Origin of the sequence: Paenibacillus sp. FSL L8-0494 (genome assembly GCF_038003695.1) — a bacterium.
Classification (GTDB): domain Bacteria; phylum Bacillota; class Bacilli; order Paenibacillales; family Paenibacillaceae; genus Paenibacillus_AQ; species Paenibacillus_AQ odorifer.
In genome coordinates, this window is the sequence record NZ_JBBOPQ010000001.1 from 2,233,467 (window position 1) to 2,259,071 (window position 25,605).

25 protein-coding genes are annotated in these 25,605 nt (G+C 40.8%); 18 read left to right on the forward strand and 7 right to left on the reverse strand.

All coding sequences use genetic code 11. The features are described 5' to 3' along the window. Nucleotides 1-32: 32 nt before the first annotated feature. Nucleotides 33-491 (reverse strand): MarR family winged helix-turn-helix transcriptional regulator, encoded by a 459-nt coding sequence (locus NYE35_RS09950; RefSeq protein ID WP_341120843.1) that lies wholly within the window; start codon nucleotides 489-491, stop codon nucleotides 33-35. A 168-nt stretch (nucleotides 492-659) separates the two neighbouring features. Here NYE35_RS09950 and NYE35_RS09955 point away from each other — a divergent pair, with 168 nt between their 5' ends. Then, nucleotides 660-1,535 (forward strand): SDR family NAD(P)-dependent oxidoreductase, encoded by an 876-nt coding sequence (locus NYE35_RS09955; protein ID WP_076317062.1) that lies wholly within the window; start codon nucleotides 660-662, stop codon nucleotides 1,533-1,535. A 336-nt stretch (nucleotides 1,536-1,871) separates the two neighbouring features. On the opposite strand, the gene NYE35_RS09960 is transcribed toward NYE35_RS09955, so the two are convergent. Beyond that, the gene (locus tag NYE35_RS09960) at nucleotides 1,872-2,447 is read right to left on the reverse strand and encodes a TetR/AcrR family transcriptional regulator (RefSeq protein ID WP_036679201.1); all 576 of its coding nucleotides are present in this window, start codon (nucleotides 2,445-2,447) and stop codon (nucleotides 1,872-1,874) included. Nucleotides 2,448-2,639: 192 nt separating this feature from the next. Here NYE35_RS09960 and NYE35_RS09965 point away from each other — a divergent pair, with 192 nt between their 5' ends. Further along, nucleotides 2,640-3,845 (forward strand): MFS transporter, encoded by a 1,206-nt coding sequence (locus tag NYE35_RS09965; RefSeq protein ID WP_076098505.1) that lies wholly within the window; start codon nucleotides 2,640-2,642, stop codon nucleotides 3,843-3,845. 106 nt (nucleotides 3,846-3,951) lie between these two features. Here the strand turns inward: NYE35_RS09965 and NYE35_RS09970 are convergent, their stop codons facing one another. Beyond that, nucleotides 3,952-4,317: a VOC family protein gene (locus NYE35_RS09970; RefSeq protein WP_051491055.1), complete on the reverse strand. Its 366-nt coding sequence runs from the start codon at nucleotides 4,315-4,317 to the stop codon at nucleotides 3,952-3,954. Between the two features lie 209 nt (nucleotides 4,318-4,526). Here NYE35_RS09970 and NYE35_RS09975 point away from each other — a divergent pair, with 209 nt between their 5' ends. The 12 genes from NYE35_RS09975 (at nucleotide 4,527) to NYE35_RS10030 (ending at nucleotide 18,352) form a co-directional block, all read left to right on the forward strand. Then, nucleotides 4,527-5,309, forward strand: coding sequence for a helix-turn-helix domain-containing protein (locus NYE35_RS09975; RefSeq protein ID WP_076098504.1), 783 nt, complete (start codon nucleotides 4,527-4,529; stop codon nucleotides 5,307-5,309). Nucleotides 5,310-5,518: 209 nt separating this feature from the next. Beyond that, the gene (locus tag NYE35_RS09980; RefSeq protein WP_076107542.1) at nucleotides 5,519-7,300 is read left to right on the forward strand and encodes a cache domain-containing sensor histidine kinase; all 1,782 of its coding nucleotides are present in this window, start codon (nucleotides 5,519-5,521) and stop codon (nucleotides 7,298-7,300) included. Nucleotides 7,301-7,305: 5 nt separating this feature from the next. Next, nucleotides 7,306-8,502 carry a response regulator transcription factor gene (locus tag NYE35_RS09985; RefSeq protein WP_339211726.1) on the forward strand — a complete coding sequence of 399 codons (1,197 nt, stop codon included), beginning with the start codon at nucleotides 7,306-7,308 and terminating at the stop codon, nucleotides 8,500-8,502. Between the two features lie 29 nt (nucleotides 8,503-8,531). Continuing rightward, on the forward strand, nucleotides 8,532-9,809 hold the full coding sequence (locus tag NYE35_RS09990) for an ABC transporter substrate-binding protein (protein WP_339211727.1): 1,278 nt from the start codon (nucleotides 8,532-8,534) through the stop codon (nucleotides 9,807-9,809). Between the two features lie 138 nt (nucleotides 9,810-9,947). Continuing rightward, the gene (locus NYE35_RS09995; RefSeq protein ID WP_339212060.1) at nucleotides 9,948-11,432 is read left to right on the forward strand and encodes a glycoside hydrolase family 68 protein; all 1,485 of its coding nucleotides are present in this window, start codon (nucleotides 9,948-9,950) and stop codon (nucleotides 11,430-11,432) included. A 93-nt stretch (nucleotides 11,433-11,525) separates the two neighbouring features. Beyond that, entirely contained in the window at nucleotides 11,526-13,067 is a 1,542-nt protein-coding gene (locus NYE35_RS10000; RefSeq protein WP_038574312.1) for a glycoside hydrolase family 32 protein, read from the forward strand. A 174-nt stretch (nucleotides 13,068-13,241) separates the two neighbouring features. Continuing rightward, complete coding sequence (locus NYE35_RS10005) at nucleotides 13,242-13,820, forward strand: TetR/AcrR family transcriptional regulator (RefSeq protein ID WP_038569710.1); 579 nt, start codon at nucleotides 13,242-13,244, stop codon at nucleotides 13,818-13,820. Nucleotides 13,821-13,910: 90 nt separating this feature from the next. Continuing rightward, nucleotides 13,911-14,372, forward strand: a complete 462-nt coding sequence (locus tag NYE35_RS10010; protein ID WP_036679218.1) for an FMN-binding protein — start codon at nucleotides 13,911-13,913, stop codon at nucleotides 14,370-14,372. 21 nt (nucleotides 14,373-14,393) lie between these two features. Next, on the forward strand, nucleotides 14,394-14,915 hold the full coding sequence (locus tag NYE35_RS10015; protein ID WP_051491057.1) for a flavodoxin family protein: 522 nt from the start codon (nucleotides 14,394-14,396) through the stop codon (nucleotides 14,913-14,915). A gap of 143 nt (nucleotides 14,916-15,058) precedes the next feature. Further along, entirely contained in the window at nucleotides 15,059-15,703 is a 645-nt protein-coding gene (locus NYE35_RS10020) for a hypothetical protein (protein WP_036679224.1), read from the forward strand. Nucleotides 15,704-16,196: 493 nt separating this feature from the next. Further along, nucleotides 16,197-16,937, forward strand: coding sequence for a WD40/YVTN/BNR-like repeat-containing protein (locus NYE35_RS10025; protein ID WP_339211728.1), 741 nt, complete (start codon nucleotides 16,197-16,199; stop codon nucleotides 16,935-16,937). 44 nt (nucleotides 16,938-16,981) lie between these two features. Then, the gene (locus NYE35_RS10030) at nucleotides 16,982-18,352 is read left to right on the forward strand and encodes an RICIN domain-containing protein (protein ID WP_339211729.1); all 1,371 of its coding nucleotides are present in this window, start codon (nucleotides 16,982-16,984) and stop codon (nucleotides 18,350-18,352) included. A gap of 16 nt (nucleotides 18,353-18,368) precedes the next feature. On the opposite strand, the gene NYE35_RS10035 is transcribed toward NYE35_RS10030, so the two are convergent. Continuing rightward, entirely contained in the window at nucleotides 18,369-19,322 is a 954-nt protein-coding gene (locus NYE35_RS10035; RefSeq protein ID WP_052096920.1) for a glycosyltransferase family 8 protein, read from the reverse strand. Between the two features lie 166 nt (nucleotides 19,323-19,488). After that, on the reverse strand, nucleotides 19,489-20,424 hold the full coding sequence (gene coaA, locus NYE35_RS10040) for a type I pantothenate kinase (protein ID WP_339211730.1): 936 nt from the start codon (nucleotides 20,422-20,424) through the stop codon (nucleotides 19,489-19,491). A 180-nt stretch (nucleotides 20,425-20,604) separates the two neighbouring features. Here coaA and NYE35_RS10045 point away from each other — a divergent pair, with 180 nt between their 5' ends. Next, on the forward strand, nucleotides 20,605-21,696 hold the full coding sequence (locus NYE35_RS10045) for an alpha/beta hydrolase (protein WP_339211731.1): 1,092 nt from the start codon (nucleotides 20,605-20,607) through the stop codon (nucleotides 21,694-21,696). Nucleotides 21,697-21,756: 60 nt separating this feature from the next. Beyond that, nucleotides 21,757-22,407 carry a suppressor of fused domain protein gene (locus tag NYE35_RS10050; protein ID WP_341120849.1) on the forward strand — a complete coding sequence of 217 codons (651 nt, stop codon included), beginning with the start codon at nucleotides 21,757-21,759 and terminating at the stop codon, nucleotides 22,405-22,407. A gap of 32 nt (nucleotides 22,408-22,439) precedes the next feature. On the opposite strand, the gene NYE35_RS10055 is transcribed toward NYE35_RS10050, so the two are convergent. Beyond that, entirely contained in the window at nucleotides 22,440-22,820 is a 381-nt protein-coding gene (locus tag NYE35_RS10055; RefSeq protein WP_326046448.1) for a VOC family protein, read from the reverse strand. Nucleotides 22,821-23,066: 246 nt separating this feature from the next. On the opposite strand from NYE35_RS10055, the gene NYE35_RS10060 reads away from it, so the two are divergent. Together NYE35_RS10060 and NYE35_RS10065 are read left to right on the forward strand one after the other, a co-directional pair. Then, nucleotides 23,067-24,104 carry an NADH:flavin oxidoreductase/NADH oxidase gene (locus NYE35_RS10060; RefSeq protein ID WP_036679236.1) on the forward strand — a complete coding sequence of 346 codons (1,038 nt, stop codon included), beginning with the start codon at nucleotides 23,067-23,069 and terminating at the stop codon, nucleotides 24,102-24,104. 215 nt (nucleotides 24,105-24,319) lie between these two features. Further along, a complete protein-coding gene (locus NYE35_RS10065) occupies nucleotides 24,320-24,757 on the forward strand; it encodes a MarR family winged helix-turn-helix transcriptional regulator (protein ID WP_051491059.1) in 438 nt (145 codons plus the stop codon). Between the two features lie 85 nt (nucleotides 24,758-24,842). Here the strand turns inward: NYE35_RS10065 and NYE35_RS10070 are convergent, their stop codons facing one another. Next, nucleotides 24,843-25,448 (reverse strand): GNAT family N-acetyltransferase, encoded by a 606-nt coding sequence (locus NYE35_RS10070; RefSeq protein WP_341042589.1) that lies wholly within the window; start codon nucleotides 25,446-25,448, stop codon nucleotides 24,843-24,845. Between the last annotated feature and the right edge of the window lie 157 nt (nucleotides 25,449-25,605).

Below are 25,605 nucleotides of genomic sequence, written 5' to 3' on the forward strand. Positions count from 1 at the left end.
CAAGATGCTGTTTCTTTTTTTGTTTCCATTTATTAATTATCATTAAATCCATTAAACTCCTGAAGCATTAGGATAAAGGTTTCAAGCTGTTGATTATCCCATTGGGCTATGCGCTCATAAAATATGAACTCCTTATCCTGTAACGCGTCAAAGGTTTTTTGCCGTCCAAGATCAGTGAGAGTAAGAAGTATAGCTCGACGATCATTAGGAGAATCTTCTCTTCTAACATAACCCAAATTCTCGAGTTGCTTGATGAGACGGCTGACTGAACTACGATCCATAGCCGTTGATTCTGCCAACACAGAGGCGCTTGTTGGTCCATAAGAGTACAGCCAACGGACTATATGGAAAGCAGCAGGCTGTATAGTTGAATCGAAAGCGGCAGTAGTTCTGACATTTAGGGCATGCGAAGCACTAATGAGGGCACTAATTTGTCCACCTAGCTTCAGTTCTAATTGCCCTCTCAACGTGTCTTTACGCTCGGCATTCATTGTTTTAGCCACCTAACCTTGTATTTTAAAGTCATCAAACATCTATGTAGTTGACATATATCAATCATCGTCATATAGTTGATATATATCAATTATATGTTTTGGACAATACGCTGTCAAAATGAAATTGGCCCTTATGAATTCCTTATATAAAGGAGAATGTTGAAGATGACAAAGCCGATTATTGTAATTACTGGAGCTACAAGCGGTTTGGGACAACTCGTTGCACTTGAAATGGCTAAGCGAGGTGCCCATCTTGTTCTGACTGCAAGGAGTAATACGCGTTCGGAAGCAACTGAAAAAATGATAAAGGAGAGCGTACCAGCAGCCGAAATTAGTTTTTTTTACGGAGATCTATCCTCAATGAAGGATGTCACTAGGTTAGGACAAGAAATATCTAGTGTTTTTCCGAAGATAGATGTGTTAATAAATAATGCAGGGCTTCATGGGTTTGAACAGCGGATAACTGCAGATGGATTCTCAGAAATGATGGCTGTGAACTATTTTGCACCTTGGTTATTGACGCATACTTTAGAACGTTCTTTGAGAGCAGCAGGAAATGCAAAAATTATAAATGTTGCTTCGGAAGCTTCACGCCGGCATGGAGTGCTAAAGTTGCCAGAAGATTTGCTCAATACAGCTTCTTTTACTTCCAGAGGATCATCTGAGATTTATGGGAAAACCAAACTGTTAAATATTATGTTTACCAGTGAGCTTGCACGTCGATGGGCGGAAACGGGAATTAGCGTTCATGCATTGAATCCGGGTTTTAACGTTACAGGTCTCGGGCGTGAACTTTGGTTTTCTTCGATGCTTAAGCACTTATTGAATTTCTTTCGTATTGGCGATCCTCGTAAAGGAGCTGAGATCATTATTCGTTTAATGACCGATCCTAAGTATCAAGAGAGCACCGGGGGATATTTTAACGTTGGGACAGGCAATCCCATTGTACCCGTACAACCGGGAGGAGATAAGGTAATGGAAAATAAATTATGGAACGATACGGGAGACATTTTGCAGCAGAAAGGTTTCGTTGGAAATTGATTTAATTAGTGAAACTGAGCTCCTGTCCGTTCGAATCACCCACTTATGATCCTGCGGACTGTATAGCTCTTGTTTTCTATATTCGGTGCAATTAGTCGGGTGATCGGACCGTAGCGCACTTATTTCCTCTCCAGTAGCAGTATTTTGCTTTGAAAAGACTAAATAAGTGCGTAGGAGTCCGATATCTTGGGAAAACGCCCCATAATCAGAAAATAAGAGCACCTCGGTCCGTTGTATCTCAACCTTCCGCCAGGCCGACCTTTTATAGTACTACGAGCAGAAATAGACCGCATCTCTGGTGAGAGAGGGCGGTCTATTTTTCCATTACCGTTCCCGTTAGTTACGTATTCCTTGAAAAGCGTACCTCACCAACTGCTGCACATAAGCATCGTCTATGGGTTGGCCGGTCACCAGCAAGCGGTAGAATATCGGCCCGTAAATAAGATCGGTAACTACTTCAATATCGAGATTATCCTTCAATTCCCCGCGCTGAACACCCCGTTCCATAAGCAGCCGTGCCTCAAGCCGACGAGGCTGGAAATATCGGGTCCGATAAGCTTCCGCCAAACCTGAATCCATCTGTCCTTCGCCAATGATCTCCGTAATGATTTTACCCTCTCGACTAATCAAGAACCGGGATAAGTTCGTTGCATGCATGAGAATATCATCAAATACTGAACCTGTGTCAGGTACGGGCAGTCTGTCCGCAGCGGAGGATAGGAATGCATCCATCACCACGGCAGCCTTGTTAGGCCACCATTTATATATCGTAGCTTTGCTGACCTTGGCACGATCCGCTATTTTTTCCACCGTAACTGCTCCAAAACCATTTTCCAATAACAAATCATAGGATGCGGTAAGAATAGACTTCTCCGTCTCAACATTACGCGGACGCCCTCGTTTACTCTCCATCTGAAATCACCCTTTCATTAATCTGTTTCCAATCAAAATATAAACTATACGTTCAGTATACTAAAAAAACCTAAAAAAATAAATGACTATCACCTATTTACAAAACGATACGTTCAGTATATTATTTAAACATGAATTAGTGAACTGAACGTACAGTATTTAAATTATTAAGACCATCTGAGGAGGATTCACATGCAAAAAGAACAAGCGGTGAAAGAGAACCACATTTCAAGTTGGATGATGTTTATGTTAGCAGCCGCATGTGGGCTTATCGTGGCCAATCTTTATTATGCTCAAACCCTTGTTGGACCTATCAGTGTCTCGACAGGACTTTCTTCTACAGCCGCAGGCTTGATAGTCACTTTAACTCAAATCGGTTATGTTGTAGGTTTGTTATTTATCGTGCCGTTGAGTGACATTGTTGAGAATCGGCGTCTCACGATAATCACGTTAATGGTTGCAGTGGGTGCATTGCTGGTTGCAGCCTTCGCAGCTAATGCGCCTTTATTCCTGACAGCATCTTTGTTTATAGGAACCGGTTCTGTGGTAGCCCAAATCCTGGTGCCTTATGCCACCTATTTAGCGTCTGAAGAGCAGCGTGGCCGTGTGGTTGGTAATGTTATGAGTGGACTCTTGCTAGGTATTATGTTTGCCCGGCCCGTGGCAAGCTTTATCACCAGCATCTGGGGATGGCAAGCCGTGTTTATTTTTTCAGCGGTCGTCATCACGTTGTTAGCCATTCTGCTGTCGCGATTTCTTCCTGAACGTAAACCTGCACCTTCGGTAAGCTATGGTAAATTAATTGTCTCTTTAGGCACCCTTTTAAAACAAACGCCTATATTGCGCCGACGTGCCTTATATCAAGCTTGTTTATTTGGAGCTTTTAGTCTCTTTTGGACGGTGGTTCCGTTGCGGTTGGCGGATGATTTTGGAATGTCGCAGCAAGGTATCGCATGGTTTGCTTTAGTAGGTGTTGGTGGGGCTGTAGCCGCGCCGATTGCTGGAAGACTGGCAGATAAAGGTTGGAGCAAATGGTTAACCGGGCTGGCCATGATCATTGCCACCTTGTCTTTTTTACTAATTCATCTTTTCCATAGCCACTCAACTTTTGCTCTCATTCTGCTCTTTATTTCCGCGATTACATTGGATATGGCCGTATCCGGAAATCTTGTACTCGGACAGCGTGTGATTTATTCATTGGGTAGTGAAGCGAGGGGGCGTCTTAATGGGATCTTTATGGCGATTTTCTTCGTGGGTGGAGCCGTTGGATCATCTTTGGGTGGTTGGGCTTATGCCTATGGGGGATGGACCTTCGCCTCACTCATCGGAGTGATCCTGCCGCTATTGGCTTTGGTTTACTTTTTCACTGAAAAAAGATCAACTAAAGCTGTTGAATAAAGCCTTGCTTTAAGAGTGGGGGTTAGGTTTTACACGGCAGAATAGACCGCTACCTTTGGTTAGGGCGGTCTATTTCTTTTTGAGGTAATAACGCGCTTGATAAACGTTAGTTATGCTCCGCTAACTGCACCTCAAACCCGTCCGGGTCCAGGATATAAAAGAACCGCAGGTGGGGATTGGGGGCGATTGGTCCGCGCGCTACTGGGATACCTTGGCTTTTTAAACTCTCCATCGCTTCATCAAGTGACTCCACTTCGAAACCCACAGAAACGCCACATTCCGGTTTCAAAGCCGGGTCACTTCCCTGAATAAGCTCGATCTTGGGTTGCCCCTCCAGACCTAACATGACGATCTGTTTTCCACTGCTTTCAAATCTACGCTCAATGGGTAGCCCCAGTATCCGGTTATAAAAATGAAGGGAAGCCTCCAGATCGCGGACCCGAAGCGTAATCCAATTCATACTCAATTTCATGGTTTTATAGTCTCCTCTGATGAATATTCTATATCGTATATTATACGCTATCATCTTGCCCGGAAACAGGGAGAATGGGGAATCAAGAACGTTTAATGAGGATAAAAGCCCGCAAAATCAGCTGTGCAACCAGTGGTTGACAGTATGTAAGGGTAGATAGGTAGTCAATTACAGAACGTTATAATATGATGAGCATGAGGTGATGGCGAATGGACTTTGCAAATAAATTGCAAAGCTATAGGAAACAGAGAGGAATGTCCCAGGAGAACTTGGCGGAGGTGATTGGTGTTTCGCGGCAAGCCGTGTCTAAGTGGGAATCAGGTCAATCCTATCCCGAAATGGATAAGATGATTAGTTTAAGTGAATTATTTCACGTAAGTTTGGATCATCTGGTGAAGGATGCTTCAAGCGATACCAAAGCAGAGCATGTCGCAAGCCCCGTATATGTAGATCTGAATTCCTTGTTTCATTATGAGTACAAAAGTAAGAGAACATGCTTTGGAATTCCTCTGGTTCATATCCATATCGGACGGGGGCTATACGTTGCCAAAGGGGTTATTGCCATAGGTAATGTTGCGATTGGTGCTGTATCCATTGGTATTGTTGCTTTGGGCGGATTATGTTTAGGTGCGCTTGCTTTAGGACTCATCAGCTTTGCAGGTCTGGCTCTAGGGCTTTTGTTAGCCGTTGGGGGCATTGCGGCGGGTACAATGGCCGTTGGTGGAATAGCATTGGGGATATTTGCTGTTGGAGGTTTAGCTGTAGGTATGTTCTCCTTGGGTGGTCTCTCTATCGCTTCCCATATTGCAATGGGTGGATATGCAAGCGGGCATATAGCTATAGGGGATACCGTAAAAGGTGCTTATACCTTTATTACTCAAGATAATAATTTCAACGACATCAAGGGGGAGGAGGTAAGACAGTTAATTCAGCAAGAATACCCCCATCTTTGGAAGCCCATTGTGCAGGGAATTATTTCAATCTTCAAATAGCTGATTAATTTGCGGAAATTTCTTTACGGTTGTTTCATATGGATATAATCTGGGTAATAAACGATTGGCGTTTGTCATATATGGATCCGGCAAAAATACTTGTTGCTCAGCAACAAGTATTTTGATTTTGTGTTGGATATTTGTGAAAATATAAAACCTGATATTAGATTTTTTGCTGAAAACCGAAATTTTTACAGAGGAGTATTTATTTGAAAAGCATTCATAAGCGCTTATTATTCTTGCTGCTTGTGTTTATAATTCTACCGTATTTTTTATCCGTGTTGTTGATCTATCGGCAGACGAAAGAGAATGTGGAACGACATGAACTTGAGAACAGCCAAGAGCAAATTCAGCAGGCGTCAGCCGATCTAGAGCAATATTTTGATGAAATCATTAATCTTCCATATATTTTATACCGAAATCCAGACTTATTCAGGGTGTTTGAAGAAGGGTTAGAAGAAGATTTTTATTTTAAGCAGCTTGAAATTAATAAGGGTATGACTAACTTCTATCTCATGAGGAGTGAAATTCGTCAGATTCGTTTATTCATAAACGAAGGGAAAAGCTCATTTACAGTTTATAATGCCATGTTAAGTTCCCGTAAAAGGAATCCGGATTTATTACAGCAAGCTTCCATTCAGAAGCTGATGAGCTCTAATAGCAATTATCTTATTGAAGCTCCGCATCTGATTGAGAACTATAACGATACCTCCATTATGCCTCCTTCGGATAAAACGATGGTCTTGACGGTTCATCACAAAATTGTGGATGTCCTAACGCAGGAATTTCTGGGCGTCATCACTATAGATATTGATTTGGACAAGATTGCTCATATCGCTAATCATTTTCTACAGAAAAATAAAGAGAGCGTGTGGCTTTCCGATGCGGAGGATCATGTCATTTACGCCAGTGATGAAACATGGATAGGCAAAACCGTTCCTGATGAACTGCAAAGGAAAATAAGTCCGGCACAGGCAGATACTAAATCTCCAGAAGGAGATATTGTGTTTACTAGAACATTGCAGGAACCGATAAAAGAGTGGCATTTTGCTAAGGTAACCCCGAGCTCTTTTTTATTTGAAGATGTAAGGAAAACCGCCTATACAAACATCATTGTAGGTGTGGTTGTAGGTGGACTGGGCTTGATAATGATAACAATCATTTCATATGGATTTACACGGCCGATAAAATTGCTTAGTCAAAAAGTCCAGCGCATCGAGGGGAGGAATATGAATGCCCCATTCGACGATATGCGGGAGGACGAAATCGGTATTCTAGAAAGACATATCAAGGAGATGATGAATCGGATCAACCGTCACATTGACCGGGAGTATAAGCTTGAGATAGAGAACAGGAAAAATCAGCATAGGGCGCTAAAGTCGCAGATTAATCCGCACTTTTTATTTAATTCTTTACAATCCATTGCTGCTGTTGCCCTACTCTCTGAATCTCCAAAAGTATATCAACTGATTACCTCTTTATCCAAAATGATGCGGTACTCGATTCGTGTGGATCAGAAGGCGACGGTTCAAAGCGAAGTGGATTATGTACAGGCTTATTTGAATCTTCAAGCGGAACGTTTTCAGACTGATTTTAGCTATTCCATTGATATACCTAAAGATATTTTTGATATTCCGGTTCCCAGTATGATCCTGCAGCCGCTCGTTGAGAACTTTTTTAAGCACTGTTATGACGAGGGCTATGAACAAGCTTACATCCATATTTATGGTGAAATACAAGGTGAATATTTGAATCTAGTCGTAGAAAATAACGGAAACAGCGTGACGGATGATGAACTTGAGGCATTAAAAAATAATCTCTACACACCGGTTAACGAAGGCAATCCTTCTTTTGCACATATCGGGTTAAAAAACATTCATGATCGCTTGGTTCTTCATTTCGATCACACAGCGGGAATCAAACTGGATTCAATGCAGGGACAAGGGTTCACTGTACGGCTAGTAATTCCACTCTACCTAAAGGAGAAGTAACGTTTATGAAAGCTCTTATTGTAGATGATGAGTCTAATGTTAGAAAAATCATCCGTTTTTTGGGACGGTGGGAGCAATACGGGATTACCGAAGTGCTGGAAGCCAGAAATGGTCTCGAGGCTAAGGCGTTGATTGAGCAGAAATCTCCAGAGATCATAATGACAGATGTTAAAATGCCCAAAAATAGCGGGATGGAGTTAATCGAGTGGTTGGCTGCTAAAGACTATCCGGGAAAAGTGATTATGATTTCTGGGTTTGACGATTATTGTTTCATGCGTAAAGCGTTTAAGCTGGGATGCTTTGATTATTTGATGAAGCCAATTGAAGAGAAAATGCTGAATGAAACTTTAGAAGGGGCGTTGAGAGCCTGGGAACAAGAAGAGGGAGAACGTCGCAATATGGAGTCCGGATTTTATGAAGAAGTAAAAATATTTCGCTTAAACAGGGAGATTACTGCTGCTTGTAACGGTGAAGCTTTTGATGCAGGCGAAATTGCCTCAGCTCTCCCACAGGCAGACGTATACGACTTCACCATGATGTATTTTTACCAATCTCATTATTCGGAGCCATACATTCAGCTTTTGACCGAAGAACTGGTTACACGGGAGTGGGGAAATGCATTTACGCTTCAAAATGATCCTAATGTCTGTGTGATTCTGTCCCTTCATGGACAGTTTTTCCCGATAGAGGAATGGATTACCCAGCATTTTGATATACCTGTTCGTTTGGTTAGTGGCCCTTCCATTCAATCGCTCGCAGAGATATCCTTATCTTTTCAATCTGCACAAAGGTCTATGGCTGAACAAAATTTTAGAGCAATCCATCGTTTGGCGGATTTAGATGATGTTAGGCGTATGAATGATATTGTCGCATTTGTTGATGAGCATTATATGGAAGAGTTAAGTTTGGACAAATTATCCACCCGTTTTTTTCTGAGCCGAGAACATATCTCGCGGAGATTTAAGCAAGAAGTAGGGATGACTCTTACTAACTACGTCATTCATTTACGAATAAATCAAGCGAAACAGTGGTTACTGGAATCGGATGAAAAGATGTACTCGATTGCCTTAAAGCTAGGGTATCAAGATGAGATTTATTTCTCTAAGCTGTTCAAAAAAAACGTCGGTATGACGCCTGCTGAATATCGTAATTCACAGGGAGCAAGAGAAATAGACGCGGAAGTCAGGATAGCCAATACATAAGTTCATTGTTGAATGCATCTGGGGGAATTATGAAAATAAAAAGGGTTCAAATGATTATCGTGGGGTTGATTACGCTAACGCTTTCTTCATGTGGTGCGCATACACGTCCACTGAAGGAAGCGGATTTGAAGGTAGCGGATAAGACAGTCACTTTGGAGGTACTGAATCCTAAAGTGGAAATTTCTATAGAATTCGAGCAGATGGTTAAGGAATATGAAAAGGAAAACCCGAATATTAACGTGGAAATTCTAACCTTTGGCGGAGGAGCTAACTACCTTGATGAGCTAAAGGCGAGGTTTGCGGCCAATGTTGGTCCGGATATTTTTCCAAATGGCGGTTATGAAGAAGCGAGGGCATGGAGTAGATATCTTGAAGATTTATCGGATCAACCCTGGGTGGAACAGGCTTATGACGAGGCGCTAGAACCGATGAAGATGGACGGGAAAATATACGGGATGCCGATCAATTTTGAAGGCTACGGTTTTATTTATAATAAGGATTTATTCGCAAAGGCTGGGGTTACTCCTCTCCCGACAACGTTTACTGAATTAAAAGTGGCGGCGAAAAAGCTGAAGGCTATAGGTGTGACTCCTTTTTCTGTTGGGTATTCCGATCATTGGTTTTTTGTACTTCTGTTGAATATTGCTATTGCACAACAGGAGGAGCCGGATGCTTTTATTCAAGGGTTAAACAACGGAACACAATCTTTTCGAGAGAATAAGGAAGTTAAAGATGTCATTCGGATGCTGGATTTGACCGTACAATATGGTAACGAAAATTTTTTGACAACAGATTATAATTCGGAAGTTGAGTTATTTGCAACAGGGAGAACGGCGATTCTTAAACAAGGGAATTGGGTTCAGTCTAAAATTGATCAAATATCGCCGAATATGAATATCGGTTTTTTACCCATGCCTATTAATGATGGTGCCGAAAACAATGCGTTGCCAGTAGGGATATCTAATAATTGGGCTGTTAATAAAGAATCTTCGCCAGAAAAGAAGAAGGAAGCCAAAAAGTTTTTGAACTGGATGGTTTCCTCGGAAACAGGGAAAAAGTTCATGAAGGATCGCTTTCATTTTATTTCAGCTTTTAAAAATATAGAGACGGACCGTTCGGGAGCGCTTGTAAAAGATCTTATGCGATACGTCGATGAGCAGAAAACATTATCTTGGAATTGGTTCAAATTCCCTCCCAGAGCAAGAGAGGAGTTTGGCTATCTTATGCAAGCTTATGTAGGAGAGCAAATCAATCGGGATCAATTGCTTCAAGAGCTTCAAAAATCGTGGGATAGCCATGTGAAGTAATAAAACCAAATCAATATAACCCTGTAAATGCATCAATTCACGACATACTCATAACGTCTACTCTTCATTAGAATTTAAAAGGGGAACAGCACAAAGGAAGACCGAAACCCAAATTTAAAGTATAAGAGGAGTTAGATGATGAATTTCAAGAAAATGATTAAACAAACAACAATCCTAACCTTTACAGCTGCTTTAATGTTAGGTGGAGCTACTCAAACCTTTGCGAAAGGAAATAACAAGCCGAACAAGCCGGAGTACAATGACTACGGTTTCTCTCATATCACTCGCGCTGACATGTTGAAATTACCCAAACAACAAAATAGTAATCAATTCCAAGTCCCAAAATTTGATGCTTCAACGATTAAGAACATTCCTGCAGCCGTTAAGTTCGATGAGAATGGAAACAAAATTGAAATGGATGTTTGGGATACTTGGCCGCTGCAAAATGCAGATGGAACTGCAGCAAGTTATAAGGGGTATCAAATTGTTTTTGGTCTGGCGGGCGACCCTAATAACGGATCAGACACATTTATTTATTTGTTCTATAAGAAAGAAGGAGACAACTCTATCAGCAGCTGGAAGAATGCCGGCCGGGTGTTTAAGGATAGTGACAAACTTGTACCTGATGATTATGTTTTAAACAATCAAGCCGAAGAATGGTCCGGTTCAGCAACCATGACATCTGATGGCAAAGTTCGCTTGTTCTACACCAATCGTCATCCTTGGGATCCAGATCGCGGATTTTACGGGAAACAAACTTTAACTACAGCTCAAATTAATGTCTCTGCCCCGGATGGGGATACCCTTAAGATTGATGGCGTAGAAGATATGAAATCCATCTATGACGGTAATCAAGGTGAAATTTATCAAAGTCTTGATATCACCGGTTTCAGCAAAGGCGATTACGACGATAATCATACCTTAAGAGATCCTCACTATGTGGAGGATAAAGGCCACAAGTATCTTGTGTTTGAAGCAAATACAGGGACAACTACGGGTTACCAGGGTGAAGAATCTCTCTTTAACAAAGCTTATTATGGTAATAGCAATGCCTTCTTCCAAGCGGAGAAAAAGAAATTACTAAGCAGTGCTGACAAAACATCTGCGGAAACCGCGAATGGTGCGCTTGGTATCATTGAATTAAATAATGATTATACATTCAAAAAAGAAATGAAGCCGCTACTTGCCTCCAATACCGTGACAGATGAAATTGAACGTGCGAACATATTTAAATTGAATGGCAAGTGGTATCTGTTCACAAGCTCAAGAGGTTCTAAAATGTTCATTGATGGCATTGATGATGAAGACATCTACATGCTCGGGTACGTATCTAATTCTTTAAACGGACCGTATAAACCATTAAATGGTACAGGACTTGTCCTCCATCAAGATCTTAATCCTTATGATATTACCTGGACTTATGCTCACTTTGCGATTCCGCAAGTGAAAGGGAATAATGTAGTCATCACAAGTTACATGACGAATAGAGGTTACTTTGGGGATCATCATTCCACTTTTGCCCCAAGCTTTGTGCTGAATATTAAAGGCTCCAAGACTTCAGTTATACCGAACAGCATTTTGGAACAAGGGCAATTGACACTTAAAGGTAACAAACCGTATTAATTATTTACAAAGTAAATGCCGATGTAGTTGGCGTTTACTTTTCTTTTTATAAGCAATGTGAAAAAAGCGAGGTATATTTTGAATAAGAAAAAAATGATAGGAATCACTATATTAATCCTTTGTTTAATTTGTATTGTGACAATAGTATTAGTAACTTATGGCGCTGGAGAGAAGAATAAGCCGGGGACCGACGTTCCTGATCATAAACCTACCACTCGGGCTAGCTATCATTTCACTGTACCTGAGCATTGGAAAAACGATCCGCAGAAGCCCATTTATTTTGATGGTAAATATCATTACTATTATCTCTATAATGCTGATTACCCGGATGGAAATGGTACAGAATGGAGACATGCCACATCAACGGATTTGGTGAGCTGGACAGATGAAGGCGTTGCGATTCCAAAATATACAACACCCAATGGTGATCCCTGGTCAGGATCTGTTGTTGTTGACGATAGCAATACAGCAGGTTTTGGCGAAGGGGCAATTGTGGCGATTTTAACACAGCCCTCTGCAGAGGCGGGGAAGCAAGAACAATATTTATGGTTCAGTACGGATCGTGGGCTGACGTTTAAATCATATAGTGATGATCCTATTTTGCCAAATCCGGGCACAGAAGATTTCAGAGATCCGAAGATAATATGGGATCAACATTCTCATAAATGGGTGATGACACTAGCCGAAGGTACGAAAGTAGGCTTTTACGAGTCTGACAATTTAAAGGATTGGCACTACACAAGCGGCTTCGAAACAGAAAATATCGGAATTGTGGAGTGTCCTGACTTCTATATGATGCGGGCGAATGATGGCACTTATAAATGGGTTCTTGGGGTCAGTGCAAATGGTAAGTCGATAGGTAAACCCAACACGTATGCCTACTGGACTGGAGATTTTAATGGGAATGAATTTATCACGGATTATCATGAACCACAGTGGCTAGATTATGGATTTGATTGGTATGGTGCTGTAACGTTTGAAGAGGGAAAGGATAAGGATCAATACAATCATCGATATGCTTTGGCCTGGATGAATAATTGGGATTACCCTCATGTTACCCCCAATCTTAACGAAGGTTTTAACGGAATGGATTCAATCGTGCGTCAAATAAAATTAACACGAGATGAAGAGCAATCGTATCAGTTAGTATCACAGCCCATCGAAGCATTAGATCAAATGGTAACTTCAACGGATTCCTTGCAAAAAATAAAAGTGAACGGCTCGTCAACACTTGATATCACAGGTGAAAATTACCAGCTCGATGCAGATCTATCTTGGTCAGAGATTACCAATGTAGGCTTAAGACTTCGTGAATCAGCAGATAAGACGCGCCATGTGGATGTAGGAGTGTTTGTTGAAGGACAATATTCTTATGTTAACAGAGCCTTTACTGGACAACCTGATAAGAGTGACAGATATCTTGAAAGCAAGGCCCCCTTTGATGTGAACAAGAAAAAAGTGCATCTGAAGATCCTTGTGGATAGAACAAGTATTGAAGTTTTTATAGATGATGGTGAAATTGTATTTTCTAATGAAATTTTCCCGGAAATAAATGATCAAGGCATTACCTTGTTTTCTGAAGGTGGCACCGCGATTTTTAATAATGTTGTAATTAAGCATTTTGGCAAAGATTAGAATGATTAGTCAGAATTTTTCTAATTCTTGCGCAATAAGAGGGCACTCCAACCTAATTTGGGTGATGCTATAGATGTTAATGCTTTTGGTGATCTATTTTTGCATTGACATACCAAGCTGTTAACACTATGATATGAATGAAAAAATAATTATTCATTCACGGAGAGACGAAAAGTGGAAGACAAAAAAACAAAGATATACGAATGCGCGAAAGAGCTATTTAGCAATAAAGGCTTTAAAGATACTAATGTTTCTGGCATTACCAAAATGGCTGGAATAGCTGTAGGAAGTTTTTACAACTATTATCCCTCTAAGGAAAAGCTTTTTATGGATATTTTTTTAGAGGAAAACGAAAAGCTCAAAAAAAGCTGTATGCAATCGCTCGATATGAGCCAAAGCCCACTGGCAGTAATACGGCAGATGATGGCGCTTAATTTGGAAGGTATGATAGCCAACCCCATTCTTAAGGAATGGTATAACAAAAGTGTTTTCGCAAAAATCGAACAGTTGTACCGGGAAGAAACCAACATTCAGGTAAACGACTTCTTGTATGATAGCTTCCATGAAATCATTAAGCAGTGGCAAGCCGATGGTAAAATGCGCAGCGATATGGATAGTAAAATGATTATGATGATTTTCGCCGCAATGATTAATGTGGAAACCCACAAGGAAGAAATCGGGCTGGAGCACTTTCCACAACTTCTGGACAATATGCTGGAACTAATCATGAAGGGTTTGACAGACTGCCCCTAATACACTTATGGTGCAGTTTTTTTTTCTTGTATAATGAATGAATAATTAAATATTCATTCGAAATTGAAATCCAAAGGAGGAGGCAAGCAGGTGAGTAAGAGAAGAGGAAAAAAGCGAAAATTCAATAAATGGATTATTGTTCTCAGCATTCTATGCGTGATTACAGTCATAGGTTGGATAGGTGGTATTCTCTTGACTGCTCCGGGAAGGCATGAGGTTCAGCAGCTTACTATCAACGTCATAGATATACAGAATCTGCGGGAGGGTACCTATGTGGGGGAATACATTGGCATCAAAGATCATTCCAGAGATACCAAGGTGAGGGCAATAATATCTGCTGAACGGCTGACAGATATAAAAATACTCAAAGGTGCCTTGGACAAAACAGGGAACCCTGCTGAACTGAAGGATGGTCTAGGCATTGGTGATTTGTTTAGTCATGTGATTGAATCGCAGTCTCTTCAGGTGGACGTTATCAGCGGGGCAACGCTTACCTCTAAAATACATCTTAAGGCACTCGAAAATGCCCTACAGCAGGCGGAGACGAAATAATTCATTTTAAGGAGAATTTATATGAACATTGCAGTCATTTCGTATTCATTCACAGGTAATAATGAAGCATTAGCAAGGAGTGTGGCGAATGCGTTGTCGGCTGAACATATCCGAATCTCGGAAGCCAAACCCCGAACACTCGGTAGGATTACCTTCGATATGATTTTTGACAGGATACCGTTGGTTCAACCGAAGCCTGAGCAAATAGGAAAATATGATATTATCCTATTTTTTGGACCGGTTTGGATGGGGAAAGTGGCCACACCGCTCCGTGCCTATTTAAAGGATTTGAAGAAAAATCCGCAAAAGTATGGTTACCTTTCAATCAGTGGCGGAGCTGACGGTCCAAATCCGAAGGTGCCAGGGGAGCTCAGAAAAAGAACTGGAGCAGATCCTGTTGTATTCATCGAGCAGCATATCGCAGATCTGATATCGGCAGATCACAAACCTGCACGTAAAGATACCTCAGCTTATAAGTTAAATGAGGGGGATATTAATCAATTAACTGGTAAAATAGTGAAGAAAGTAAGGGATATGATCTAGCTATTGAGCTCCAGCGAGACGAACAGAGAAACGGCAAAGCTGCCGTTTTTTTGTTTTCTCTGCAATCTGGTAGAAATTGTTCTATTATAAAGTGTTCGTTCAATTCGCTAGATGGTATGATAGGTATGGGAGGGAATTATAAAATGAACAATGAGACGACTAATGAAAATGAAATAACAAATGAGAATGAGGAAGTAAATGATAATACAGAAATGTCTGAAGAGGATATGGCACAGCTGCTAAAGGCTGTTCACCATAACGGCCTTGTAGCATTGAGAGTACACTTTAAAGATGTTGAAGGACAAGTATTGAACATGGAAGCCTACGGTCCTGTTTTTGTTTTTCACGTGAAAACTGAATTAGATCAGGTGTATTCCTGCGGATTTTTTCTGCGCGAGTTAATTGCAAGATTCCAGTCGGGTAAGGATCCGGCAGCATGGATGGCCTCATTCTTCGTTGAGCTGATGAAAATTGAGGGAGGCAAAACACTTCCAAAACCACCAGCAAGTGAAGAAGAAGCAAAAGGGATCATTGACAATGTGTTAGTTCCGCTTTGTATTGAGGAAATTACCCAAGAATTTGCTCCAGAAAAAGTGCATGTCGGGCTAGCTTGGAACGAGAAATTGGGACCAGTCTTCGAGGCTGGATTTCCAGCGATCACCGATGGGAATAACGTATGTGCATTCCCGCTTCATCTGTTGCTGACCCATTTGCAATTGAACCGGGATCCATCTGAGCTGCTTGTTCAGGGTATGTATAACATCCGCAGAGAACATGGATTGGAGTAAAACAGGCTCTGAGCCCTGACCATCCATAACCCAAAGAAACGGCAGAAATGCCGTTTCTTTTTCTTTTGACATTCAAAGAGTAGATCCTTGCTCAATGAATTCATTCATATCTACTATAGGCTGATAACCTGCTGCTTGAAGGTTTCGTTCACTTCATCTTCGGACTGTATAGCGCTTATCTTTGCTTTTTAGCTCTATTTACCGAACTCGCGGACCGTATAGCCCTTATTGTCTGTTTATCGCCGATAAAAGTAGGAGAATTAGCCAAAGAGTTGCATCTCAGTCCGTTAACAGAAGAATTCTCTTGAAATTGAACCAATAACGTCTCCTCGGTCCGATAGGACTTGGTGTAGCTGGATTATATAAAGAAACTGTAAATACTTTTCAGATATTTTAGGATAAAATTTCATTTACTGAATACGTTTGCGGACGAAGCTATATGCACAGCACCACTATACTTTTTTAGAAAAATAAACGAAGGCGTGGTAACAAGATGAAATATCTAGTTTCAATACTACTAATTGCTGCAGTGATAGCATCTGGTTGTTCCAATACCACTCCAATCCCTCATCCAACTTCTAATCAGGAAACTTCTCCTTCTCCTAATCCTAATCCTAATCCAAATACAAATTTGAATTCTGATACTGATTCTTCAGATAACCGCAGAGAAGATACTGTGTTCCTCAACAAAAATATAGGTTGGAAAGCAGTCTATCATTTTCAAGGGATGTCACGCGAAGATATGGAGCTTTATGCAACTAGTGATGGGGGAGAGACTTGGAAGGAGATTGGGGATAGCTTACAAGCAGGAAGTACTCTTCCTAGCGGGGTGAAATCGGGACTTACTTTTGTTAATGAAAAAGAAGGCTGGATTACAACGAATGCTCCATGGGAGGGAAAGGTTGGTTTATATAAAACAATGGATGGTGGAGTTACCTGGAGTGAACAGACAGTCACAGTGCCGGGTGAGTTAGTAAACTCGCAAATCTATGCTTATCCTCCCCTCTTTCTTACGAAGGATCAAGGAATCTTAATTACTCGGCCCGTTGAAAAAGAACATACATTGTTATTTATAACGATAGACGGAGGACAACATTGGAAATCATTCCTTGACGATCACATGGATCAGTATGTTGGTATAGCATGGACGCTCTCTGAGAGTATGGCGACGGTGAAATACGCAGAGAAAACCTGGACATTAAGCATGCAGAACTATGGAAAATGGTCCCTTTAATCGAAATGTTGGCATATTGCGTTTAGAAAAGACGTACACATCAAATGAAGCGAGGCGTTAACCTGACTCCGGCTGTTATAGCTGTTTATGGGATAACGTTTTGTTTTATCCAATATTCGAAACCGGTTTCAAATGTGCGAGCGCGCCGCGCAATGAAATCAGTAGGAGGAAAGACGATGTTACGAAAAGGAAAAATGTTAAGTCTATTTCTGCTGTTCACCCTCTTAATTGCTTGGGTACCTACAGGGAGTTCAAGCGCGGCATCAAGCTGGAATCTGGCATGGAGCGATGAATTTGATGGGAATTCTCTGAACACTAATAATTGGTCGGCGGAAATAGGTACGGGTAGCGGAGGTTGGGGAAACAATGAGCTTCAGTATTATACCAGTCGCCCGCAGAACCTGCAGGTAACGGGTGGGAATTTAGTGATAACTGCACAAAAGGAGTCGTACGGGGGGATGAATTATACCTCTGCACGGATCAAAACACAGGGACTCAAAAGCTTCACCTACGGAAAAATCGAAGCTAGAATCAAATTGCCTTCAGGACAGGGGCTCTGGCCAGCATTTTGGATGCTTGGGGCAAATATTGATTCAGTGGGTTGGCCGAAATCTGGGGAAACAGATATTATGGAGCGTGTGAACAATAATGCTTTTGTTAATGGGACGGTACATTGGGATGCCAATGGGCATGCCGAGTACGGTCAGGTGTCTGGTAACCTCGATTTCTCACAGTACCATGTGTACAGCGTGGAATGGGATGCGAATTATATAAGATGGTTTGTAGACGGCAACCCATTTAATGCTTTTTATATTGAGAACGGAACCGGAAATACGGAGGAGTTCCAGAAACCTTTCTTCATCCTGCTAAACCTTGCCGTGGGTGGAAATTGGCCGGGAAGTCCAAATGCTTCAACTGCTTTCCCAGCTCAAATGCTGGTTGATTACGTACGGGTGTATCAGGCTGCGCCTACCTCAAGCATTGTTAGTGGTGGGATTTACACTTTAGCTGACAAGGCTAGTGGTAAGGTTCTGGACGTAGTGGATGTATCCACAGCAAGCGGGGCGAAAATGCAGCAATGGACCAATTACACTGCCAATAATCAGAAATTTAAAGTGGAGAGTACAGGCGACGGTTATTACAAGCTTACGGCAGTGCATAGTGGAAAAGTGTTGGATGTGCCAAACTCATCAACCGCGAGCGGTGTACAGCTGCAGCAGTGGGATGACAATGGTACCAACGCTCAGCGATGGAGCATTATTGATGTCGGAGGGGGCTATTATAAACTTATTTCAAAAGTGAGCGGATTAGCCATGGATGTATCCGGAGCATCAACAGCCGATGGCGCAGCTGTCCAGCAGTGGACAGATAACGGGAGTGATGCTCAGAAATGGTTTTTTACGAAAGTGAACTAAAGAATGCCGCCCCATATCAAATGGGGCTTTTTCTAATCGGTCTAATCGGTCTAATTTGTTTTAAATCGGATAAAAAAATAGGGGTTAAGTTCAACTGAACAATTTTTATTTTCTGCTTGTTTCTTTTTCGGGTGAGGTGTGGTTTTAAAGGGCTGCTTTTCCGTTTTCTTCGTCTGATTTTGGCTCTAGTGATTCTCCAAGGGGTTAGCTTTAGGAATTGCTGATATAGGGATGAACCCGCGGAATCTTTATTCCAGCATTTATCATCTCCGGCAAAATGGATGATTTTGTTAGTGAAATCATGGTCCGGAATGTTTGTGTTGAACGAATTAAAACGGATATCAAGGGGGAGGTAATTCCCACCAAAAACCGCATTCAGAACATCCTGATCTGGCATGGTGACATCAGGAAAGGTACGTAGGAAGGTTAGCATTTCTTCGTACCAGTTGGTATTCTGGCGGATATTATGCAAAGAAAATAAAATCACTCCGGAATTAAAATAAAGCTCAGGATTTAATCCCTTAGCGCTCACAATATGAGCAACCTCTCTAATCCCTTGGTCCCAAATTGCGGCCAAATACTTGTCATCCAGTTCAACCTGCCATAATTCAGTTATGTCCATATTCACTAATACATCGCAGTCCAGATAGATGATTTTGTCCACGGGTATTAGTGCAGGAAGAAGCAATCGATACATACATGCCTGCGTCCATACATTAATGGAGTTAACATTGGCTAACACCTGAGTTAGATCATCGGGCATAGTGATTGAATAAAAGCTAAGGGTATGATTATGTTTTGTAGTTAATGCGCTAAGCCTGCGCTTATTAGTTTCACTTAAAGAAACATCATGTAAAATATGAATATGAATTGGGGAACTCGTATGATGAAAAATTGACGCTAGAACGACTCCGGCATGTTCAGCATATTTCCCATCCTTATCTTGAAAAGCCAAGGCGATATCGATCATTTGATTTATCCTCTCTTCACGTTTGTGTACGAATGTACCACAGTATACGTTCGCCTTGATCAGAGGACAGAGACATTAAACCCAGAATATTCACCCAATTTGATGTGAGCACCAAAAAAACCAAGTGCTGAATCTCAGCAACTTGGTCGGCTAAGGACTTCAATCTTTATTTTCGCAGCTTAATTCGATCTACGTGATGATTGTTGTCCTTATGTATTATAAGATCCGCACGATTTCGGGTGGGCAGAATATTTTGCTGCAAATTAACGTAGTTTATTTCTTTCCAGATCCGCTTTGAGATTTCAATAGATTCCTCTAGAGACAGCTGTGCATATTTTTTGAAATAAGATTGTTCATCTTGGAAGGCAGTATCTCTGAGCTTAATAAACCGATCAATGTACCATGTCTCGATATCGTTTACATCAGCATCCACATAAATAGAAAAATCAAAAAAATCAGATACAAAATAGTTAGGCATATTATGATTATTTGTAATCGCAGTCTGAAGAACATTTAAGCCCTCAACAATTAGAATATCCGGATTCTCAATCGTAATATATTCATCTGGCACAATATCATAAGTTAAGTGAGAGTATACAGGGCTTTGGACCCGCGGCACCCCAGACTTCACATCCGTTAAAAAAGAAATTAAACTACGCGTGTCGTAGCTTTCAGGAAAGCCCTTTTTCGTCATTATACCGCGCTTTTCCAGCTCTGCGTTGGGATGTAGAAACCCATCAGTCGTAACTAAATCCACCTTTGGATGGGAAGGTAATTGTGAGAGAAGTTTTTGTAGGAGTCTGGCCGTAGTGCTTTTGCCAACAGCGACACTTCCCGCGATGCCTATGATAAATGGACCTTTTTTTACATCATTGTTCAGAAAGTGATTTATAGATTCATTAAATTTATGAGCAGATAGAAGTTGCAGATTTAGCAGATTGGACAGAGGAAGATAGACCTCGTTAACATCCTCGCTGGAGATTTTTTCATTAATACTTTGGACTTCCATAAGTTCTTCTTCTGATAATTGGATAGCGGTGAAATCGCTTAGTTTTTTCCAATCCTCACGTAAATAAAGTGTATATGCTGAATTATTCACCATTAAATTTTCCACATCCCTGAAGTTTTTAGAGATTTCTTATGCACTTAGGTATTATAACCGTTCATACAGCTTCATTCCATTCATTGTAATCGACATTATTATGGACATTAAGGAGATTGCATTTCAGTAAATGGGAAAATCAATTAAAATATAGAATATTAGGAAGAATGGGGTGGAGCAATGGGAGTTTTTCGAAAAGTTGAATTATTGAAGGATTACACACGCACGGAAACGTTCCAAGAAGAGTCAGAGGGAAGGAAAATAGTTATAAGTATTTATTATCCGGATACAGAGGGTGTATTAAATAAAAACGCATCTGCAATGAAGTATATGGAGCTTTTCGGGCCCTGTGAACAACAGGCGAGAGAGCTTCTACAAGATATTGGCATGAATATGGAAATCATAAATACATTATCAACCTCAATCAGCGATCGAACCTTTCAAAGCAAATCCAAACGCTCCTATCCAGTCATCATCTATTCACCTGCATTAGGTTTAGATAGAGATATGTATATTTATAATATAGAAGCGTTGGCTAAGCAAGGTTTCATAGTGGTAACGGTCAGTGCTGCGTACGAAGCTATGTTTACTGTTTGCCCTAGTGGTGGATTTATTAATCAATCCGAAGCCATGAGGCAAATAAAAGCTGCGGATTATATCGATTTACATAACTTAATCTCCATTCGAAAAAAAGATATTCAATACGTTCTGGATCACCTGTCCACGCTTAATTCTATGGATAAAGATGTGAAGGGCTTATTTGATATGAATAAGATTGGTATTATCGGCCATTCCATCGGCGGTGCTACTGCATTAGATTTAACTATGGAAGACGATAGAATTAAAGCTGCTATTTTATTAGATGCAAGCATGCACTTATATATTGAGAATGAAGAGAAGAACAATACTGTGCCGCTTCTTGTATTAAGGCAAAAGGCCTCGACCTTAGAATCCTTAAGTAATATATTACAGGAGAAACTGGCAAATGATTTCATCAAAGGACAAGAGGCGCTTTTTCAGAATTGGAACGGATATAAATCTTTTCTAAAAATACGAAATGCTACACATATGTCATTTAGCGATCTGCCCCTTTTTGAGGAAGGAGAGACTTTAAAACAAAGAACCTGTGAAATGCATACTTGCTTAAATGAGCTTATAAGTAAGTTCCTTTTGGAACATCTTTTAGATCAGGGGCAAGGTTATTCGGCATTAATTAGTAGTGTTCATAAAGATTTTTGTGAGATCCATGGTAGTGGAGAAGAAATTCTGTAAATTAGCAATAAACTCTCCTTTGTTTATACCGATAAACATATATAAGGGAGGGAATTATGAATGCATTCTGCTCAGTCTAATGAGAAAATATGTAATCATATTGAAAAATACATAGGTGTTATTGATAATGTTTTTAAAGAAATTATTTCAGGTGTTCTGTCGATAGATATTCTAATTCTTGATCCGACGCCTGAGCGGAACTTCTATACTTTAATTACTTCTGGAATGAGCGAATTACCGATGACGGTGCCAGAAGGTGCAGAAGAATATCAATATGCTGAACTAATGATTTGTCTCCCTCCTACCTGGAAGCTGTCGGATGAGGCGTTTAAGGATGAACGGAATTATTGGCCGATTCGGGCCCTGAAAACAATGGCTAGGTTTCCGCATGAATATAATACATGGCTTTATATGGGGCATACGCTTGTGAACGGTAATCCCGCCCAGCCTTATAGTGAGGATACAGGATTTCAAGGGATGTTCGTTTGGGTTCCAGATGTAAAAGATAAAGCCGGTTTCTTTAATTTAGAAATGACCCGTGAGAAAGTGGTGCACTTTTATACGTTAATTCCGCTCTATGGGGAGGAGTTAGATTATAAAATCAAGCATAGCGAGGAAGAGTTACTACACAAGTTAAATAAGATTGGGGTTACGGATGTTTTGGATCCTTCCCGTAAAAATAGTTGTAAGAAGTTATGGGGACTCTTTTAAATACAAGAAAAAACGGCTGAGAGCCGTTTTTTTTATTTTTTGATTCCAAAAGCAATCCAGCGACCATCTACATCTTCGATCACAAATTCTTTGTTATTATAATCGGTGTTTGATAAAGAACGAACAATATTAACACCGGCGGCTTCGAACTCCTTCTCCAACTCTTCTTGCTGCTTCGTAATGAAATAGGCATCGTATCCATAACCGTACAACTCTCGATTGGGAATGACCTTTTGTCCATGGGATTGCGTAAGGATAATCTCTGTATCGTCGCGATACAAACAAAGATGTGGTTCTTGTGTATCTAAATAGGGCACAGCTTTAAAACCTAAGTACTGGCTATAGAAGGCAGCAGTTTGCTCAATATTCAAGGTAGGGAAAATACTATGCGATTGTAAGAGCTTTTTGTCCACGAGTGAGGTCATCCTTTCAAAGAAAAATAGATATCCATATATTACCTCAAGGTAGAAGTTTCAACAATACATGGAGTTTCCATTAAGCAGAAGATTATTCACGGTTGACACCATCGCTGTTCTATAATAATATACATGCATGAGCATGCATTTATAAATATTATATATAAGATGAACTTAGAAACTCATGTTCACTGGAAGCATTGATCATACTATACTTAGTTTTTTATAAAGAGGAGAGATATCATGAAGGACTTGTTCACCCCGTATGAATTGAAGGATTTGAAACTGAAGAACCGCGTGGTTATGCCTCCAATGTGTCAGTATTCAGTGTCTAACAAAGACGGAATTGCTACGGATTGGCATTATAATCATTACGTAAGCCGCGCTGTTGGCGGAACCGGATTAATTATTATTGAAATGACGGACGTGGAGCCTGATGGCCGGATTACTGATTTTGATCTTGGCATTTGGTCTGATGAGCAAATTCCTGCACTGGCCAGAATCGTTGAAGCTTGTCATTCTTATGGCGCTAAAGTAGGTATTCAAATTGCACACGCTGGACGTAAAGCAGAAGATGCAGCAGTTCCTGTATCCTCATCTAACGTTCCTTTTGACGCGGACTCCAAAACACCACGTGCCTTAACAACTGAAGAAGTGAAAGCTATGGTTGAGAAATTCCGGTTGGGCGTGAAGCGGGCGATACAAGCGGGATTTGATGTTATCGAGCTTCATGGAGCGCATGGTTATCTTATTCATCAGTTCCATTCCCCTCTAACCAATCAAAGAACAGATGAATACGGCAAGGATTTAACACTGTTTGGTACAGAAGTCATTCGCGCAGCAAAAAGTGAAATGCCGGAAGGAATGCCATTGATTATGCGTATCTCCGCCCAAGAATATGTTGAGGGCGGGTACGGTATCAAAGAAAGCTTGGAATTTAGTAAAGCTTACAAAGAAGCGGGCGCAGATATTTTCCATATCAGTGCAGGTGGTGAAGGTCCTATCGCAGCTGCCGGGAAACCAGGGACGCATGCAGCTTATCAGGTTCCTTTGGCTAGAGAAATCAAGTATGGCTTGAATGTTCCGGTTATTGCGGTTGGCAGATTGGATGAGCCTGTACTTGCTAATGCCGTGATTGGGAATGAGGAAGCTGATCTTGTTGCCGTGGGCCGGGGCATGTTGAGAAATCCATACTGGACGCTGGAAGCTGGGGTTGAACTTCAGAAAGATGCCGGCATTCCTAGACAGTATACTTTCGGGTTTCCAAGAATTAATGGGTAAAGACTAATATAAATGGTATGAAGTCTGAAGTCCAAACAAAATAATTGTAAAGTGTGGAGGGGCCGGCTTCTTGGAGAAACGGTCTCTCCTCTTTTTTAAAATAAAATAAAGTATAAGTATCGAACCTATACTTTATGTATGGTTGTGGATTGTAGTACTATTATATAGAAGGAAAAAATCATGAAAAGCCATACACCCGGGAGATGAATAATAAAATGGACGACATTCTTAACAATGACCTTATAACGAGTTGGTTGACGTTAACGCATATACAAATGAATGTGACGAATGAATTGGAAGCTAATCTACAAGCCAAACATGGCTTATCCTTAAAAGAATTTTATTTGCTGTTATTTTTATCGGAAGCGCCGGAGAAGAAACTGAAATTGCAGAAGCTAGAAGCTATGGTGGGTTTAAGCCAGAGTGCAGTTTCCCGACTGGTTAGTCGGTTTGAGGCCAAAGGCTGTGGCGCTTTAGAAAGAAAAGCGTGTGATGCTGATCGCAGAAGTATCTATACTGCCTTGACTGCCATTGGCGAAGACAAGCTCCTTCGTGCACAAGATACCTTTCAAGAGACCCTGCTTGCAGCTTTTCCAGAAAAAGATGTGAAAGAGCTTTTGGATCAAATGCTTCGCATGAAGCAACAGTCATGAATTCACAATAAAACCTCTGTTTTGGTAAATGGACCGAATCTCCATTTCCCATACAGAGGTTTTTTAGTGTAAGGCGCTATTTACATCATACCTGTTCATCCCACTGTTGCTGGGAAAAAAGCCGGTAGTAATTATAGTCTTCATGTTCAATTGTAATCTCGTCAAGAAGCTCGAAACCACATTTTTGAATGACTCTATTAGACGGGATATTGTGTTTCAGAGCAATGGCGTTTAATACATCGGTAGAGCTATTATCAAACAAATACTTAATTAATCCCTTGGCAGCTTGAGTAGTGTAGCCTTTACCGCGATGATCCTTGGATATGGCATACATAATCTCTCTGTTAGGAACGGGCAATTCCTCCTTAATTCCTGTACAACACCAACCAATAAACTCACCGGACACTTTTAAAATAATGCCTAAACGAAGACGAAGCTCTCCGATATCTCCGCCCGCTGAGATCACTTGAAGAAACTGCTGGTTCTCTTTTATTTCATAGTTTATTAACCAGTCCAACCGTTGTTCTTTAGGAACATTCCAATCTGGCAAGAATTCAATAATTTCAGGCTGTAGAGTAAGCGCATGAAACTCCTCTAAATCCTCCACACTATATTCCCGCAGAAAAATATCTTTACAATCAATCGTAAATAAATCACTAGAATTGGCCTTTTCATTCACAGCTTCGCTCAACTTTCACCACTCCTTTATTAACTAACAGATATTTTACCATGGAATAAATGATTGATTTGGTAATATTTGATTATAAAAATTGTTTTCTTTTATTTCACATAAATATTAATTGGTTAATATATTAATTGACTATAAAATATGTTATTATGTTTCGTAT